Genomic DNA, 18,027 nt, shown 5'->3' on the forward strand with positions numbered 1-18,027 from the left:
GGCTCAGTTCGGCATTGTCGGCGTCTGCCCGGGCCTCTTCGCGGGTGAACCCGCTCCCACAGACACTACCCACTCGAAGGCTGTGATTTCCCTGTGGGAGCGGGTTTACCCGCAAAGAGGCCGGTACAGGTCAAACCTGTACTGAAGCCTTGTTCAGCCCCAGCTCGATGTCATCGATCAAAGCTTTGGCAAAGCCACTGAGAATTCTTGCTGCACTACCAGCAAGCCGGTCATTTTCCATCTCGGCTTCGGTTGTCAGGTGAGTGATGCAGCCGAGCATAACGGAGAGTTCGGAGAAAGCATGATTGAAGGGGATGTTGGCCGGGACACGGAACAGGTCCATGCAGGTTGCCTGGCCGACGGTGCTGCTGTTTTCTGGGTGATCTGGAGCGTGCTTTGTCATGGTTGGAATCCAATGTCGTTAATTGGACCACCAACTCGTCTTTCTCACGGACAAGGGGTGGCAGCCGAACGTGGGGTGAGAAACCGAGGACATTGAACCCGGCCAGACCGAAGCCTGCCCACGTAAGGCCGCCATGACAGGAAGCCCGTTCAACATCGAGCGGGTTCTCACACCCGGTCGCCTTGCTTGGCGACCTAACGACGTTATCCCTGGGGCATTTCCCCTACAACAGAGCAGCTTCCACGCGGCTCGTAGGATAATTCCCAAGCTGACCCGAATGAAGCTTTGGGTTTGAGTTGATGAAAAGTCGTACGCCGTGAGGGCCTCTTCGCGGGTTTACCCGCGAAGAGGCCGGTATTGCCACCAAAGCGTCTGCCACATCCAGAAACCATCCTCTACACAGTATCTGTCTCCCAACCACTACCTTTGAAAGCTCACCTGCTTTTCAAGGAAGAAACCAATGCCTCGGGCCCAGTCTCACCTGCTTCGCCGTGGTCGCTAATCCGAGCTTGGCAGGCTCTATCTGCTAACCACCGTCACCCACCAGCGCAAGCCACTGTTCCAGGACTTCCACCATGCTCGACTGGTCATACACCAACTGCGGCAGTCGGATGAGGAACATTCCTGCCGATCATTGGCTTGGGTGCTGATGCCGGACCATCTGCATTGGCTGATTGAGTTGAAAGGTACGACGCTGGGGACCTTGATGCGAAGATTCAAATCCAGGTCCAGTCTGGTGTTGCATCGGGCAGGGGTTGAGCATGATCCGGTTTGGCAACCCGGGTATCAGGACCGGGCACTCAGAAGGGAAGAAAACATGGTGGATTTCGCCAGGTACATCGTTGCCAATCCGTTGCGAGCTGGCCTGGTCAGCAGTGTCAGGGACTATCCACATTGGGATGCAGTCTGGCTTTGAACATGTGCTGGGGCATTCGCGGGTGAACCCGCTCCCACAGGAATATCACAGGCCTCAAGGCAGTGTTGTCCCTGTGGGAGCGGGTTCACCCGCGAAGGGGCCGGATCAGGCCGAAGCAGCCACCTGCGTCGGGCGCCGGACCTGCGGCTGCGAAGCATTGGCCGCAGCACCCTCCTCGATCGCCTGCTGAATCGCCTTGCGGCGACGCTCTTCGGCGCGGCGGCTAAAGAACCAGACAAAGAAGGTCACCAGCGATACCGACAGCAGAATCAGACTGGCTACGGCGTTGATCTCCGGCTTCACGCCCAAGCGCACCGCCGAGAACACTTCCATCGGCAAGGTGGTCGAACCCGGGCCGGACACGAAGCTGGCCAGAACCAGATCATCCAGCGACAGGGCAAACGACATCATGCCGCCCGCCGCCAGCGATGGCGCGATCATCGGAATGGTGATCAGGAAGAACACCTTCCACGGCTTGGCACCCAGGTCCATTGCCGCTTCCTCGATCGACAGGTCCAGCTCGCGCAAACGTGCCGACACCACCACCGCCACATATGCCGCACAGAACGTGGTGTGGGCGATCCAGATGGTGACGATGCCGCGCTCCTGCGGCCAACCGATCATCTGTGCCATGGCCACGAACAGCAGCAACAGCGACAGACCGGTGATCACCTCGGGCATCACCAGCGGCGCGGTGACCAGGCCACCGAACAGCGTGCGGCCCTTGAAGCGGGTGACCCGGGTCAGCACGAACGCCGCCAGGGTACCCAGCGCCACCGCTGCCACCGCCGTGTAGCAGGCGATTTCCAGCGAGCGCATCACCGAGCCCATCAACTGGGTGTTGTCGAGCAGGCCGACGTACCACTTCACCGACCAGCCGCCCCACACCGTCACCAGCTTGGAGGCGTTGAACGAGTAGATCACCAGGATCAGCATCGGCAGGTAGATGAACAGCAAGCCGAGCACCAGCATCAGCTTGGAGAAACTGAAGCGCTTCATGCCCTGCCCTCCATCTCTTTGGCCTGGCTGCGGTTGAACAGCAGGATCGGTACGATCAGGATCGCCAGCATCACTACTGCCAGCGCGGATGCCACCGGCCAGTCACGGTTGTTGAAGAACTCCTGCCACAGTACCTTGCCGATCATCAGGGTTTCCGGGCCGCCGAGCAGTTCAGGGATCACGAACTCGCCCACCACCGGGATGAATACCAGCATGCAGCCGGCGATGATGCCGTTCTTGGACAGCGGAACGGTGATCTTCCAGAAGCTGTTGAAGGTGCTCGAACCCAGGTCCGAAGCAGCCTCCAGCAAGCTCTGGTCGTGTTTCACCAGGTTGGCGAACAGCGGCAGGATCATGAACGGCAGGTACGAATAGACCACACCGATGTACACCGCCAGGTTGGTGTTGAGGATCTGCAGCGGCTGGTCGATCAACCCGGTCCACAGCAGGAAGCCGTTGAGCAGGCCGTTGTTGCTGAGGATGCCCATCCAGGCATAGACGCGGATCAGGATCGCGGTCCAGGTCGGCATCATGATCAGCAGCAGCAGGACCGTCTGGGTCTCCTTTTTGGCATTGGCGATGGAGTAGGCCATCGGGTAGCCGATCAGCAGGCACAGCAGCGTGCTGAAGAACGCCATCTTCAGCGAGCCCAGGTAGGCTGAGAGGTACAGCTCATCCTCGGTCAGCAGGCCGTAGTTGGCCAGGTTGAGCACCAGCTGGATCTTGTCTTCGACGTAGCTGTAGATTTCGGTGTACGGCGGGATCGCCACGTCGGCTTCGGCAAAGCTGATCTTCAGCACGATGAAGAACGGCAGCATGAAGAACAGGAACAGCCAGATGAACGGCACGCCGATCACCAGGTGCCGCCCCTCCGGGGTGAGGCGCTGGAAGGCTCGCTTGAGCTTGCGCAGTTTCATGACCGCAGTACCACGCCGCTGTCGTCTTCCCACCACACGTACACTTCATCGCCCCAGGTCGGGCGGGTGCCCTGGCGCTCGGCGTTGGCGACGAATGACTGAACCACCTTGCCACTCGGCAGCTCCACGTAGAACACCGAATGGCCACCCAGGTAGGCGATGTCGTGGACCTTGCCGCGCGACCAGTTGTGCTCGAAATCCGGCTGGGTAGTGGTGACCAGCAGTTTTTCCGGGCGCAGGGCGTAGGTGATGTGCTTGTCTTCCACCGACGTGGTGATGCCGTGGCCGACGTAGATCTTGCGCTCCAGTTCCGGGCTGGCAATGATCGCGTGGCCTTCGGCGTCGTCGACCACGTCGCCCTCGAACAGGTTGACGTTGCCGATGAACTCGCACACCAGGCGGCTGGTCGGCGTCTCGTAGATATCCACAGGCGAGCCAATCTGGGCGATCCAGCCCAGGTGCATGATGGCGATGCGCTGGGCCATGGTCATGGCCTCTTCCTGGTCGTGGGTCACCATCACGCAGGTCACGCCTACGCGCTCGATGATCTCCACCAGTTCCAGCTGCATCTGCGAACGCAGCTTCTTGTCCAGTGCACCCATCGGCTCATCGAGCAGCAGCAGCTTGGGGCGCTTGGCCAGGGAGCGGGCCAGGGCCACGCGCTGGCGCTGGCCACCGGACAGCTGGTGCGGCTTGCGTTTGGCGTACTGGGACATGTGCACCAGCTTGAGCATCTCGGCCACGCGGGCATCGATCTCGGCCTTGGCCATCTTGTCCTGCTGCAGGCCGAAGGCGATGTTCTGCGCCACGGTCATGTGCGGGAACAGCGCATAGGACTGGAACATCATGTTGATCGGCCGCTCGTAAGGCGGCATATCGGTGATGTCGACGCCATCGAGGAAAATCCGCCCTTCGGTCGGGCGCTCGAAGCCCGCCAGCATGCGCAGCAAGGTGGACTTGCCAGAGCCGGAGCCTCCCAGCAGGGCGAAGATCTCGCCTTTGCGGATTTCCAGGGACACATCGTCCACGGCTATCGTTTCGTCGAACTTCTTCGTGACCCGGTCGATCTTGACCAGCACCTGCTTGGGTTGCTGGCCACCCTCGAGGGCTTTCTTATAGGCACCGGAGGCAACTGCCATGAGTGAAACTCCCAACAAGATTTTTGTGCCCGCGCGGCCTGTTCTGCAGGAGCCGCGGCGGGCCTGGATTTTTACTTGCCCGACTTGACCTTGGTCCAGCTACGGGTCATCAGCCGTTGCACCTTGGGTGGCAACTCTGAGTTCACGAACATCTTGTCCAGCACTTCCTGCGGTGGGTAAACCGCGGCGTCAGTCCTCACGGCCTGGTCCATCAGGTCGCCAGCCTTGGGGTTCGGGTTGGCGTAACCGACGTAATCACTGACCTGGGCGATAACCTCAGGCTTCAGCAAATAGTTGATGAAGGCGTGCGCCTCCTTGACGTTCCTGGCGTCCTTGGGGATCGCCAGTACGTCGAACCAGAGGTTGCCGCCTTCCTTGGGAATGGCGTAGGCCAGGTTCACGCCCTTCTTCGCTTCTTCGGCGCGGGCCTTGGCCTGGAAGATGTCACCCGAGAAGCCTGCCGCGACGCAGATGTCGCCGTTGGCCAGGTCGGTGATGTATTTGGACGAGTGGAAGTAGGTCACGTACGGGCGCACGGCCAGCAGCTTCTGTTCGGCCTTGGCGTAGTCCTTGGGGTCGGTGCTGTTGGGGTTGAGCCCCATATAGTTGAGCACCGCCGGCAGCATTTCGTCCGCCGAGTCGAGGAACGCAACACCGCACTTGGAGAGCTTCTTCATGTTCTCGGGTTCGAACAACACGGCCCAGGAGTCGATGGTGTCCACGCCCAGCGCAGCCTTCACCTTCTCGACGTTGTAGCCGATGCCGTTGGTGCCCCACAGGTAAGGCACGGCGTACTGGTTGCCGGGATCGTTCTTTTCCAGGCGCTTCATCAGCGCCGGGTCGAGGTTGGCAAAATTGGGCAGCAGGTGCTTGTCGAGCTGCTGGAACGCGCCCGCCTTGATCTGCTTGCCGAGGAAATGGTTGGACGGCACGACCACGTCATAGCCGGTGTTGCCGGCCAGCAGTTTGCCTTCCAGGGTTTCGTTGGAGTCGAAGACGTCCTGCACGGGCTTGATGCCCGTGTCTTTCTCGAAGTCCGCGAGTGTGGTCGGGCCGATGTAGTCGGACCAGTTGTAGAAGTGCACCGTAGGCGCCGCTTGGACGCTGCATGCCAGCGTCAGGCCCGCGCCAGCCATAAGGGCCTTGCGGAATACAGAAATAGACAAGTGGGTGGTCCTCACAATCAGTGCCTGGGTAGCGACAGTGCTGCCGCACACGCAAAACCGGCGCGCAACTTACCTTCGCAGCTTCGATGCCGCAATCATCAATTGCCTTTCACTGGCTCTGGGCCGGAAAACCCCGGCCCAGAGGCGCTGCATCGGGCTTATTTACCCGACTTGATCCTGGTCCAGCTGCGGGTGATCAAACGCTGCACCGAGGCGTCTGGCGCGGCAATCGCATACAGCTGCTTCTTCACGTCTGCTGGCGGGTAGATGCTCGGGTCGCCGGAAATATCCTTATCCACCATCGGGGTGGCTGCCTTGTTGCCATTCGGGAAGCGCACGGCATTGGTGATTTCAGCCATGATTTCCGGCTGCATCAGGAAGTTCATGAACTGGTAGGCGGCGTCTTTGTGCTCGGCATCCTTGGGGATGGCGACCATGTCGTAGAAGGTACCGGCACCTTCTTTCGGAATGACGTAGTCCACTTTGACCTTGTCGCCGGCTTCATGGGCGCGGGCCTTGGACTGCTCCAGGTCACCCGAGTAACCCACGGCTACGCAGATGTTGCCGTTGGCCATGTCGCCAATGTACTTGGACGAGTGGAAGTAGGTGATCGAAGGACGAATCTTCAGGAACAGGTCTTCAGCGGCCTTCAGGTCTTCTTTCTTGGTGCTGTTGCTCGGCAGGCCCAGGTAGTGCAGCGCGGCCGGGATCATCTCGGTTGGTGCATCGAGGAAGCTCACGCCACAGCTCTTGAGCTTGGCGATGTTCTCGGGCTTGAACACCACGTCCCACGAGTCGATCTTGTCCACGCCCAGCGCAGCCTTGACCTTCTCCGGGTTGTAGCCGATACCGATGGAGCCCCACATGTACGGGAAGGCGTGCTTGTTGTCCTTGTCGCTGGCATCACCGACGGCCTTGAGCAGGTCTTCGTCGAGGTTTTTCCAGTTTGGCAGCTTGGAACGGTCCAGTTCCTCGTACACCCCAGCCTTGATCTGCTTGGCCAGGAAGTTGTTGGACGGTACGACAACGTCGTAGCCCGACTTGCCGGCCAGCAGCTTGGCTTCGAGGGTTTCGTTGCTGTCGAAGACGTCGTACTTGACCTTGATACCAGACTGCTTCTCGAACTTGGCGATGGTGTCCGGAGCGATGTAGTCCGACCAGTTGTAGACGTTCAACACTTTGTCTTCAGCCTGAACAGCAGTAGCCATGGCACCCATCAGGGCTGCGGCCAGCAACGTCTTACCCATTTTATTCATGCGTAATGCTCCAGATTTTTTATTTGGCAACTGTCCAGCAGCCAGGACCCACGGTGCAGAGCGCGCGGCGACTGGATCAGTCGCTAGTCTGGCAAGTTACAAGGCACTGTTTCAAGGAAACCAGAGCCCTGTAACGACTTAATGTCACATCGCTAGCCTAGCAGTTGATCAGTTGATCGCCTGCAGGGTCAGATCGAGGCATTTGCGCGCTTTTTCCACCAGCTCGTCGATCTCCGCATGGCTGATCACCAACGGCGGCGCGATGATCATGGTGTCACCTACCGCACGCATGATCAGGCCGTTGTCGAAGCAGAAGTTACGGCAGATCATGCCGACGCCCTTGCCTTCGTAACGGCTGCGGGTGGTCTTGTCCTTGACCAGCTCGATCGCGCCGAGCATGCCCAGGCCGCGTACCTCGCCTACCAACGGGTGGTCCTGCAGCTCACGCAAACGCTTTTGCAAATACGGTGCCGCTTCGCTGCGCGCCTTCTCGACAATTTTCTCGTCGCGCAGGATGCGCAGGTTTTCCAGGCCTACGGCGGCCGCCACCGGGTGCCCGGAGTAGGTGAAGCCGTGGTTGAAGTCGCCGCCTTCGCTGACCACCTTGGCCACGGTGTCACGCACGATCACACCGCCCATGGGGATGTAACCGGAGGTCAGGCCCTTGGCGATGGTCATCAGGTCAGGCTTGAGGTCGTAGTAGTCGGAGCCGAACCACTCGCCGGTGCGGCCGAAACCGCAGATGACTTCGTCGGCGACGAACAGGATGTCGTACCTGGCCAGGATCTCCTTCACCTTCGGCCAGTAGGTCTGCGGCGGGATGATCACGCCACCGGCGCCCTGAATCGGCTCGGCGATGAAGGCGGCGACGTTGTCTTCGCCGACTTCGAGGATTTTCTTCTCCAGCTGCTCGGCAGCCCAGACGCCGAACTCATCCGGCGTCATGTCGCCGCCTTCGCCGAACCAGTACGGCTGAGGGATATGCACGATGCCCGGAATCGGCAGGCCGCCCTGCTCGTGCATGCCACTCATGCCGCCCAGGCTGGCGCCGGCCACGGTGGAGCCGTGGTAGCCGTTGACCCGACCGATGATGGTCTGCTTGTGCGGCTTGCCCTTCAGCGCCCAGTAGTGGCGAACCATGCGCAGCACGGTGTCGTTGCCTTCGGAGCCGGAGCCGGTGAAGAACACATGGGTCATGCCCTCGGGCGCCACGTCGGTGATCGCCTTGGCCAGCTCCAGCGCTGGCGGGTGAGCGGTCTGGAAGAACAGGTTGTAGTACGGCAGCTCGCGCATCTGCTTCTCTGCCGCCTGTACCAGCTCCTCGCGGCCGTAGCCCACCGCCACGCACCACAGGCCCGCCATGCCGTCGAGGATCTTGTGCCCCTCGCTGTCCCACAAATGCACACCCTGGGCCTTGGTGATGATGCGCGGCCCCTTCTCCTTCAGCTGCTTGTAGTCACTGAAAGGTGCAAGGTGATGCTCCCCGCTGAGGGTTTGCCATTCACGGGTTTGCGGGTTGTTGACGCTCATGTGCTTCTCCGTTGTTCGACAGCCGCGCTCCTGCGGCACCAGGGTTGATCAGACAGCAAACAGCAGGAACTCACGCTCCCAGGAACTGATGACGCGTTTGAAGTTTTCGTGCTCGGCGCGCTTGGTGGCGACATATCCGGTAATGAATTTTTTGCCCAGGTACTGCACCAGCGCACGGCTGTTTTCCATGCGTTCCAGGGCGTCCTCGATGGTCAGCGGCAGGCGCAGGTTGCGGCGTTCGTAGCCGCGGCCCTGCACCGGGGCGCTGGCCTCGATGCCTTCGACCATGCCGATGTAGCCACACAGCAGGCTGGCGGCGATGGCCAGGTAAGGGTTGGCGTCGGCGCCCGGCAGGCGGTTCTCGACCCGTCGGTTTTGCGGCCCGGCATCCGGCACGCGCAGGCCGACGGTGCGGTTTTCCTCGCCCCACTCCACGTTCACCGGTGCCGAGGTGTCTGGCAGGAAACGGCGGAACGAGTTGACGTTGGGGGCGAACAGCGGAAGCGCTTCGGGGATGAACTTCTGCAGGCCACCAATGTGGTTGAGGAACAGCTCGCTCATGCTGCCGTCGTCGTTGCTGAAGATGTTCTTGCCGGTGGCAACATCGACCACGCTCTGGTGCAGGTGCATGGCACTGCCAGGCTCGCCGGTCATGGGCTTGGCCATGAAGGTGGCGGCCACATTGTGCTTGAGCGCCGCCTCGCGCATGGTGCGCTTGAACACCAGTATCTGGTCGGCCAGGTGCAGGGCATTGCCGTGACGGAAGTTGATTTCCATCTGCGCCGTGCCGTCTTCGTGGATAAGCGTGTCGAGGTCCAGCTGCTGCAGTTCGCACCAGTCGTAGACGTCTTCGAACAGCGGGTCGAATTCGTTGGCGGCTTCGATCGAGAACGACTGACGGCCGGTTTCCGGGCGGCCCGATCGGCCTACCGGTGGCTGCAGCGGGAAGTCCGGGTCTTCGCTGCGCTTGGTCAGGTAGAACTCCATCTCGGGCGCGACGATAGGCTGCCAGCCCTTGTCGGCGTAGAGCTGCAGCACCTTTTTAAGCACGTTGCGCGGCGACAGCTCGACCGGGTTGCCCTTCTTGTCGTAGGTGTCGTGGATGACCTGGGCGGTCGGCTCTATGGCCCATGGCACCAGGAACACAGCGTTCTCGTCGGGGCGGCAGATCATGTCGATGTCTGCCGGATCGAGCAGTTCGTAATAGATGTCGTCGTCGACGTAGTCGCCGGTCACGGTCTGCAGCAGCACGCTCTCGGGCAGGCGCATGCCTTTTTCCGCGATGAATTTGTTGGTGGGCGAAATCTTGCCGCGCGTGATGCCGGTCAGGTCACTGATCATGCATTCGACTTCGGTGATCTTGTGCTCTTTCAACCAATCGGTGAGCTGGTCGAGGTTGTTACTCATAAATACCTCAGGAGGTAAGGTGGTCCGCGCATTGATTCTGGATGGAGTACATTGCTAAAGCAAAACACGCGCGCACGGCCGCAGTGGATACACTGAAAACAGATGTGTCCAAAATGAGTTCGAAGGGCAGAAAGACAAAACGAAGGGCAGCAAACCGCTACGCGGGCGGGCATGGAAGCGCCAAGCGTCAATTATTGCGGCCAGGGCGACCACGCCATTGACGAAGCTTGCAAAAACGACGGAGGTACCCGATGGCACTGCGCAGGCAGTGCTTTCAGGTCGCGGCAAGCGGACCATGTGACCCTCGTATTATTGTGTTTTGGGTTGAGACCGAGCTTAGCCTTGTTCATTTTTTTACACAACACCTCCGTAAAAAATAAAACACGGCACGTCGGAGATACCCCTTTGTGAAAGAAATAGCGGATAATGGCACGCCCCGATTTGCAGCAAATCTGCCGTCGATGTGCCATTTCAGGGCATCATGGGGTTGGCTTGACATCAGTTTGTCTTTTCGATTGACTGGACCTGCAAGCCCCCCTTGATTGATATTTTTAACAACAAAGGTGTTGCATCATGTCGGTACCCCCGCGTGCCGTTCAGCTTAACGAAGCGAACGCGTTCCTTAAGGAACATCCTGAGGTTCTCTACGTTGACCTTCTGATTGCAGATATGAATGGTGTGGTGCGCGGCAAGCGCATAGAGCGCACCAGCCTCCACAAGGTTTACGAAAAAGGCATCAACCTGCCTGCCTCCCTCTTTGCCCTGGATATCAACGGTTCCACCGTCGAAAGCACCGGGCTTGGCCTGGACATCGGCGATGCTGACCGCATCTGCTACCCGATTCCCGACACGCTCTGTAACGAGCCGTGGCAAAAACGCCCCACCGCCCAGCTGCTGATGACCATGCACGAGATCGAAGGCGAGCCGTTCTTCGCCGACCCTCGTGAGGTACTGCGCCAGGTCGTCAGCAAGTTCGACGAAATGGGCCTGACCATCTGCGCCGCCTTCGAGCTCGAGTTCTACCTGATCGACCAGGAGAACGTGAACGGTCGCCCGCAGCCGCCGCGCTCGCCAATCTCGGGCAAGCGCCCGCAGTCGACCCAGGTCTACCTGATCGACGACCTCGACGAATATGCCGACTGCCTGCAGGACATCCTCGAAGGCGCGAAGGAACAAGGCATTCCAGCTGACGCCATCGTCAAGGAAAGCGCCCCGGCGCAGTTCGAAGTCAACCTGCACCACGTGGCCGACCCGCTCAAGGCGTGCGACTACGCGGTACTGCTCAAGCGGCTGATCAAGAACATCGCCTACGACCATGAAATGGACACCACGTTCATGGCCAAGCCCTACCCGGGCCAGGCAGGTAACGGCCTGCATGTACACATTTCCGTGCTGGACAAAGATGGCAACAACATCTTCACCAGCGAGGATCCCGAGCAGAACGCCGCGCTTCGTCACGCAATCGGCGGTGTGCTCGAGACCCTGCCTGCATCGATGGCGTTCCTCTGCCCGAACGTCAACTCGTACCGCCGCTTTGGCGCACAGTTCTACGTGCCGAACGCGCCCAGCTGGGGCCTGGACAACCGCACCGTGGCCTTGCGTGTACCAACAGGCTCGGCGGATGCCGTGCGCATCGAACACCGCGTGGCCGGTGCCGACGCCAACCCGTACCTGATGATGGCGGCTGTGCTGGCTGGCGTGCACCACGGCCTGACCAACAAGATCGAGCCAGGGGCGCCAGTCGAGGGCAACTCGTACGAGCAGCACGAGCAGAGCCTGCCGAACAACCTGCGCGATGCCCTGCGCGAGCTGGACGACAGCGAGATCCTGAACAAGTACATCGATCCGAAGTACATCGACATCTTTGTCGCGTGCAAGGAAAGCGAGCTGGAGGAGTTCGAACACTCGATCTCCGACCTCGAGTACAACTGGTATCTGCATACCGTGTAAATGAAAACGCCGCCCACAAGGGCGGCGTTTTTCATTCTGGGGAATGCACCGGCTGTACCGCCCCTATCGCCGGCAAGCCAGCTCCCACAGGTAGAGGCCAGCTTTGAAGGCTGTGCAGTACCTGTGGGAGCTGGCTTGCCGGCGATAGGGCCAGTAAAGGTTTACAAAGACTTCTCGAAAATCTTTGAATTGCGCTGGTAGTTGTACAGCGAAGCCCGCGCCGCCGGCAGCCGCTCCACACCACTGGGCGCAAACCCGCGTTCGCGGAACCAGTGCGCCGTGCGCGTCGTCAGCACGAACAGGGTATTCAAGCCCATCTGCCGCGCCCGGCTTTCGATACGCTCCAGCAGTTCATCCCCACGCCCACCATGGCGGTATTCCGGGTTCACCGCCAGGCACGCCAGCTCACCGGCCTCGGAATCGGCAATCGGGTACAACGCCGCACAGGCGATGATCATGCCTTCGCGCTCGACCACGCTGAACTGTTCGATCTCGCGCTCCAGCACCTCGCGCGAGCGGCGCACCAGGATGCCCTGCTCTTCCAGCGGGCTGATCAGGTCCAGCAAGCCGCCGACATCCTCGATGGTCGCCTCGCGCACCACTTCGAACTGCTCCTGCGACACCAGTGTGCCGCCACCGCCACGGGTGAACAGCTCGGTCAACAAGGCACCGTCCTCGGCATAGCTGACGATATGGCTGCGCGCCACGCCGCCTTTGCAGGCCTCGGCGGCGGCATCCAGCAATTCGCCCTGGTAGTCGCTGCCCAGACGCTTCAAGTGCGGCGCAACCTGCTGCGGGCGCAGCTCGCGCACCAGCTTGCCGTCGGCGTCCAACAGGCCCGGTTCGGCGCCGAACAGCAGCAGCTTGTCGGCGCCCAGTTCGATGGCGGCACGGGTGGCCACGTCTTCGCAGGCCAGGTTGAAGATTTCTCCGGTGGGCGAATAGCCCAGCGGCGACAGCAGCACGATGGAGCGCTCGTCGAGCAGGCGGCTGATGCCCTTGCGGTCGACCCGGCGCACTTCGCCGGTGTGGTGGTAGTCCACCCCTTCGAGCACGCCGATCGGCCGCGCCGTGACCAGGTTGCCAGACGCCACGCGCAGCCGCGAGCCCTGCATCGGCGAGGCAGCGATGTCCATCGACAGGCGCGCCTCGATGGCCAGGCGCAGGGCGCCGACGGCATCGATCACGCAGTCCAGGGTGGCGGCATCGGTGATGCGCAGGCCATGGTGGTAGTGCGGCGTGAGGCCGCGATCAGCCAGACGGCTTTCGATCTGCGGGCGCGAGCCGTGCACCAGCACCAGCCGCACGCCAAGGCTGTGCAGCAGCACCAGGTCGTGAACGATATTGCCGAAATTAGGGTGTTCCACCCCATCGCCAGGGAGCATGACCACGAAGGTGCAGTCGCGATGGGCATTGATGTACGGGGAGGCATGACGCAGCCAGTTGACGTAGTCGGGCATGACAGGGCCTGTGGATAAGTGGACGGAGAACGGCGATACAGGGGGCGTTCAGGATCATCGTCGGAACAGGCTTGCGGTCACGCGCGGTCTCCTCTAGGCAGGAACGAATCAACTTGATTGACGTTTAGTGCAGGCAATAGTGCCGGATCAGGTCACGCAATAGACGCACGGTAGGCTCGATTCGTGACATTTCCAGGTATTCGCCGGGCTGGTGGGCACAGGCGATGTCGCCAGGGCCCAGCACGATGGTCTGGCAGCCCAGCTGCTGAAGATAAGGCGCTTCGGTGCCGAACGCTACCGCTTCGGCGCGATGGCCGGTCAGGCGTTCTGCCACCTGCACCAGCTCGGCGTCGGCGGCTTGCTCGAACGCGGGCACCTCCGGGAACAGCGGCGCGTAGTCGATACGCACTTCATGGCGCTCGGCTACGGGCCGCAGTTTTTCGCGGATGGCCGCGCGCAATTGCTCCACATCCATGCCTGGCAGCGGGCGCAGGTCGAATTCCAGGGCGCACTGGCCACAGATGCGGTTGGGGTTGTCACCGCCGTGGATGCAGCCGAAGTTCAGGGTAGGGGTTGGCACGCTGAACTGCGGGTTGCTGTAGTTTTCCTGCCATTGCTGGCGCAGGCCCATCAGCTCGGCCATCACCGCGTGCATGGCCTCCATCGCGCTGCGGCCCAGGCTTGGGTCCGACGAATGGCCGCTGCGCCCGAGGATATCGATGCGGTCCATGAGGATGCCCTTGTGCATGCGGATCGGCCGCAACCCGGTAGGCTCGCCAATCACCGCCGCGCGGCCCAGCGGCTGGCCGGCCTCCGCCAGGGCACGGGCGCCGGACATGGAACTTTCTTCATCGCAGGTGGCGAGGATCAGCAGCGGCTGCTTGAAATCGTGCTCCAGCAACGGAATGACCGCTTCGATGACCAGCGCGAAGAAGCCCTTCATGTCGCAGCTGCCCAGGCCGATCCAGCGGCCATCGGCCTCGGTCAGCTTCAGTGGGTCGCTGGCCCACAGCTGGTCGTCATAGGGCACGGTGTCACTGTGCCCGGCCAGCACCAGGCCACCCGGGCCGCTGCCACGGCTGGCCAGCAGGTTGAACTTGCCGGGGCTGACCTGCTGGATATCGCAGGCGAACCCCAGGTCGCCCAGCCAGCCGGCCAGCAGGTCGATGACCTGGCGGTTGGACTGGTCGAGCGCGGGCTGGGTGCAACTGACCGAAGGCGCGGCGATCAAGGCGGCAAACTGGTCTTTCAGCGTCGGCAACGGCATGCGCGTACTCCTCGGAAGCGTTACCCATCATAACAATGCCGTCCATTCGCAGGGCAACCCCGCGAACAATCGACCACGATCCAACAGTCGACAGCCGACTGCTGTAAACTCCTTGGCAACCACGCCCCCTCCTTCGAGTCTGTGATGCACAAAGAAACCGAACTCAAGCTCCGCGCCAGTCGCGAGACCCTTGCCGCCTTGCGCGAGCACCCTCTGCTGAAAAAGCGCAACAAGTCCGGCTGGCAGACCCGCGAACTGACCAACCAGTACTTCGACACCCCCGAGCGCGAGCTTTCTGCAGCCCGCGTCGCCCTGCGCCTGCGCCGCGATGGCGAAGTCATCATCCAGACCTTGAAGTGCCGTGGCCAGAGCGTGGCCGGTCTGTCCGTACGCCAGGAACATGAATGGCAGCTGGACAAGGCCAAGCTCGACCTGAAGAAACTCGACGCCACCTGCTGGCCCGAGCAGCTGGCCGACCTGGACAAGAAAACCATCAAGCCGCTGTTCAGCACCGATTTCACCCGTGAATTCGCCGAAATCGCCTGGGGCCGTGGCAAGAGCAAAGTGGTGATCGAAGCTGCGCTGGACCAAGGCTTCGTCATCGCCGGCAAGCGCAAGGAAGAGATTTGCGAGCTGGAGCTGGAACTGCGCGAAGGTGAGCCGCAAGCCCTGCTGGAGCTGGCCGCCGAGCTGGCCGCCAGCCTGCCGCTGATGCCCTGCGACATCAGCAAGGCCGAGCGTGGCTACCGCCTGCTGCAGCCGGACAGCTACGAGCTGGGCCTGCCCAGCACCGAGCTGGACGCCGAAATGGCCTTGGACGACGCCTACGCTGCGGTGGCCTGGCAACTGTTGGCCAGCAGCCAGCGCCTGGCCGAGCAATACCGCCACAACGGCCACTGGCGTCTGCTGCAAGACTGGGTCGATTGCCTGAGCGAGCTGCGGGCGCTCACCGCCAGCCTGGGCCAGGCCGCGCCACGTGCCACCACCCGCGACCTGCGCAGCAGCCTCGACGCCTTGCTCGAAGACTGGCGCCCGCTGGTGCAGGCCGGTAACGATGACGAAGACATCCGCCGCGCCGCCCCCGAGCAGTTTGCCGAAGAGCTGGAAGATGTGCGCTGGGGCCAGTTCTCGCTGGAAACCTCGCGCTGGCTGCTGGCCCGAGCCTGGACCGTGGACCGCAAGGGCCGCGGCGAACGTCAGGGCAAGGCGCAGCTGGCCAACTGGCTGGCGCACCTGCTGGGCGAAGAAGGCCGTGCATTGAAGCTGCCGTTGTACACCCAGCGCCCGGAAGACCTGGCCGAGCAGCTGCCACGTATCGAGCAGTTGCTGGCCTGGCTGCACCATGCCCGCCAAGTGCTCGAAGCACCACAGATGGACCGCCTGTATGGCGACCTGAAAAAACTCCACGAGCTGGCGGAATCGCCGCTGGGTGAAGAGCCCAACGAGCTGCTTGAGGCGCGCATCGACCAGGCGCGTGCAGTCGATCAGAGCCGCGGCTGGAAGCACCTGCTCAAGGGCTGATCCCTGTAGGAGATTGCCCAGCTCATTGGGCTGCGCTGTCGCCCAGAGAACTGATGCTGGGCGCTCCGCGTAACCTCTGGGAGCCGGCGCGCCCGCGAACACCGGCGCAGCCGGTGCCATGCACCGCGTTGGATTCTTCGCGGGCGCGCCCGCTCCCACAGGGTCCCTGCTAAATCAGTAAGTTATGTGCACTTCTATGAGGACGGGCTTGCCCGCGAAGAGGCCGGCACAGGCACAGCAAGATTTCGAAACTTAACTTTCGCGGTAACCCTCCCCGGTCCGGGCTAGCCTTGCTCAGCACTTCCATCAGGCACGGACGCCAATCATGCATACCCCCGACAACCCGGCACTCGACCTCAAGCGCGTCCTCGAAGCGCTGCTGGCTGATCAGCACCTGCACGCCAACGACACCCTGCACGTGCTCGAACACGCCGCAGCCAAGCCAGCCTGCCACCCCCTCGAGCAAATTGCCGCCTGCCACCTTGAAAACCGCCAGGACCCTGGCCACCCCCTGGACCTGGAGTACCTCTGCCAATGGTTGGCCGGCAAGGTCGGCCAGCCCTACCTGCGCATCGACCCCCTGCAACTCGACCTGCCCCAGGTCGCGGGTCTGATCTCCCCGGCGTTCGCCCAGCGCCATGGCATCCTCATCGTCGCTGCCGACCCATCCAGCGTTACGGTCGCCAGTGCCCAGCCCTACCAGCAGGACTGGCAGGCCGACCTGGCCCGCAGCCTGGGGCGGCCGATCCGTCGTGTCCTGGCCAGCCCACTGCAACTGCGCCAGTCAGCGCAGTCGTTCTCCCGTCTGGCCCAGTCGGTAAAAGGTGCGCAACACCAGCAATCGGCCAGCCTTGGCGAACTCGAACAGCTGCTGGAGCTGGGCAAGCGCCAGGCCGAAGCCAGCGCGGACGACGCGCACATCGTGCATATCGTCGACTGGCTGCTGCAGTACGCCATCGAGCAGCGCGCCAGCGATATCCACCTGGAACCGCGCCGCGAGCAGGGCCAGCTGCGCTACCGCATCGACGGCGTGCTGCATAACGTGTACGCCTTCCCCGCCGGGGTGACCCTGGCATTGGTCAGCCGCCTGAAACACCTTGGCCGGATGGATGTAGCGGAAAAGCGCCGGCCACAAGACGGCCGGCTGCAAAGCCGGCTGCAAGATGGCGGCGAAGTGGAGCTGCGGCTATCGACCCTGCCAACCCCGTTTGGTGAAAAGCTGGTGCTGCGCCTGTTCGACCCGCAACAACTGCAGGTGGGCTTTGACCGGCTCGGCCTGCAAGGGCAACAACTGGCCCGGTGGCACGACCTGCTGCGCCAGCGCCAGGGCATCATCCTGGTGACCGGGCCCACCGGCTCCGGCAAGACCAGCACGCTGTATGCCAGCCTCAAGCTGCTGGCCACGCCGCAGGTCAACCTGTGCACCATAGAGGACCCGATCGAGCGCCTGGAGCCCGCCTTCAACCAGCTGCAGGTCCAGCCCACCCTGGACCTTACGTTTGCCAGCGGTGTGCGGGCGATGCTGCGCCAGGACCCGGATATCATCATGATCGGCGAAATTCGCGACCGCGAAACCGCTCTGGTGGCGGTACAGGCAGCGCTGACCGGTCACCTGGTACTGTCGACCCTGCATACCAACGACGCCTGCGCGGCGATTACCCGCCTGCAAGAGCTGGGTGTTGCCGACTACCTGCTCAAGGCAACGCTGGTCGGGGTCATGGCCCAGCGACTGGTGCGCACGCTGTGTGCCGACTGCCGGGGCGATGCGGCGGCAACCAGCGGCCAGCCATGCCGTACTTGCCGCGGCACCGGGTTTCATGGCCGCACGGGGCTGTTCGAACTATTGGTGCCCAGCGACAGCCTGCGTGCGCAGATAGGCCCGGGCAGCGACCTGGCCACCCTACGACGCCAGGCCGTGGCCGATGGGCTGCTCGATTTGCGCAGCTGTGGGGAGGCCAAAGTGGCCTGCGGGCAGACCCGGCTGGAGGAAGTACTGCGGGCCTGTTCCTGAGCAAAAAACCCTTGTAATCAAGGAACTTGCCCTCTGAAGCAAGATCAAACCGCGCATCTTCAACCCTCACCCTTCGAGGTGTTTC

At 62.0% G+C, this 18,027-nt stretch carries 14 protein-coding genes; 4 read left to right on the forward strand and 10 right to left on the reverse strand.

Features of this window, described 5'->3' with window-relative positions; all coding sequences use genetic code 11:
• Positions 1–130 precede the first annotated feature (130 nt).
• Positions 131–403 carry a DUF3077 domain-containing protein gene (locus tag AC5O5R_RS26015; RefSeq protein ID WP_494514845.1) on the reverse strand — a complete coding sequence of 91 codons (273 nt, stop codon included), beginning with the start codon at positions 401–403 and terminating at the stop codon, positions 131–133.
• A gap of 523 nt (positions 404–926) precedes the next feature.
• Between AC5O5R_RS26015 and AC5O5R_RS26020 the strand changes: the two genes are divergently transcribed.
• Positions 927–1,319 (forward strand): REP-associated tyrosine transposase, encoded by a 393-nt coding sequence (locus tag AC5O5R_RS26020; protein WP_494515482.1) that lies wholly within the window; start codon positions 927–929, stop codon positions 1,317–1,319.
• Between the two features lie 105 nt (positions 1,320–1,424).
• Here AC5O5R_RS26020 and AC5O5R_RS26025 read toward each other — a convergent pair whose 3' ends face one another.
• The 7 genes from AC5O5R_RS26025 to AC5O5R_RS26055 form a co-directional block, all read right to left on the reverse strand.
• Positions 1,425–2,318 carry an ABC transporter permease subunit gene (locus tag AC5O5R_RS26025; protein WP_172219447.1) on the reverse strand — a complete coding sequence of 298 codons (894 nt, stop codon included), beginning with the start codon at positions 2,316–2,318 and terminating at the stop codon, positions 1,425–1,427.
• Positions 2,315–3,235 carry an ABC transporter permease subunit gene (locus AC5O5R_RS26030; protein ID WP_172219449.1) on the reverse strand — a complete coding sequence of 307 codons (921 nt, stop codon included), beginning with the start codon at positions 3,233–3,235 and terminating at the stop codon, positions 2,315–2,317. The genes AC5O5R_RS26025 and AC5O5R_RS26030 overlap by 4 nt, the downstream gene beginning before the upstream one ends.
• The gene (potA, locus tag AC5O5R_RS26035) at positions 3,232–4,374 is read right to left on the reverse strand and encodes a polyamine ABC transporter ATP-binding protein (RefSeq protein WP_172219451.1); all 1,143 of its coding nucleotides are present in this window, start codon (positions 4,372–4,374) and stop codon (positions 3,232–3,234) included. Before potA ends, AC5O5R_RS26030 begins: the two co-directional genes overlap by 4 nt.
• A gap of 71 nt (positions 4,375–4,445) precedes the next feature.
• Complete coding sequence (locus AC5O5R_RS26040) at positions 4,446–5,540, reverse strand: polyamine ABC transporter substrate-binding protein (RefSeq protein WP_494514846.1); 1,095 nt, start codon at positions 5,538–5,540, stop codon at positions 4,446–4,448.
• A 158-nt stretch (positions 5,541–5,698) separates the two neighbouring features.
• Entirely contained in the window at positions 5,699–6,796 is a 1,098-nt protein-coding gene (locus AC5O5R_RS26045; protein ID WP_172219455.1) for a polyamine ABC transporter substrate-binding protein, read from the reverse strand.
• Between the two features lie 168 nt (positions 6,797–6,964).
• The gene (locus AC5O5R_RS26050; RefSeq protein ID WP_172285302.1) at positions 6,965–8,326 is read right to left on the reverse strand and encodes an aspartate aminotransferase family protein; all 1,362 of its coding nucleotides are present in this window, start codon (positions 8,324–8,326) and stop codon (positions 6,965–6,967) included.
• Positions 8,327–8,374: 48 nt separating this feature from the next.
• Complete coding sequence (locus AC5O5R_RS26055) at positions 8,375–9,733, reverse strand: glutamine synthetase family protein (protein ID WP_172219459.1); 1,359 nt, start codon at positions 9,731–9,733, stop codon at positions 8,375–8,377.
• A 573-nt stretch (positions 9,734–10,306) separates the two neighbouring features.
• Here AC5O5R_RS26055 and AC5O5R_RS26060 point away from each other — a divergent pair.
• Positions 10,307–11,683, forward strand: coding sequence for a glutamine synthetase family protein (locus tag AC5O5R_RS26060; RefSeq protein WP_172219461.1), 1,377 nt, complete (start codon positions 10,307–10,309; stop codon positions 11,681–11,683).
• Between the two features lie 161 nt (positions 11,684–11,844).
• On the opposite strand, the gene argA is transcribed toward AC5O5R_RS26060, so the two are convergent.
• Positions 11,845–13,143, reverse strand: coding sequence for an amino-acid N-acetyltransferase (argA, locus tag AC5O5R_RS26065; protein WP_172219463.1), 1,299 nt, complete (start codon positions 13,141–13,143; stop codon positions 11,845–11,847).
• A 124-nt stretch (positions 13,144–13,267) separates the two neighbouring features.
• Entirely contained in the window at positions 13,268–14,410 is a 1,143-nt protein-coding gene (gene argE / locus AC5O5R_RS26070; protein ID WP_172219465.1) for an acetylornithine deacetylase, read from the reverse strand.
• 144 nt (positions 14,411–14,554) lie between these two features.
• Between argE and AC5O5R_RS26075 the strand changes: the two genes are divergently transcribed.
• Both AC5O5R_RS26075 and AC5O5R_RS26080 read left to right on the forward strand, forming a co-directional pair.
• The gene (locus AC5O5R_RS26075) at positions 14,555–15,931 is read left to right on the forward strand and encodes a CYTH domain-containing protein (protein WP_172219467.1); all 1,377 of its coding nucleotides are present in this window, start codon (positions 14,555–14,557) and stop codon (positions 15,929–15,931) included.
• Between the two features lie 325 nt (positions 15,932–16,256).
• Complete coding sequence (locus tag AC5O5R_RS26080) at positions 16,257–17,942, forward strand: GspE/PulE family protein (protein ID WP_172219469.1); 1,686 nt, start codon at positions 16,257–16,259, stop codon at positions 17,940–17,942.
• Positions 17,943–18,027: the final 85 nt, after the last annotated feature.

It is taken from the genome of Pseudomonas sp. 8_5_2, assembly GCF_059295255.1.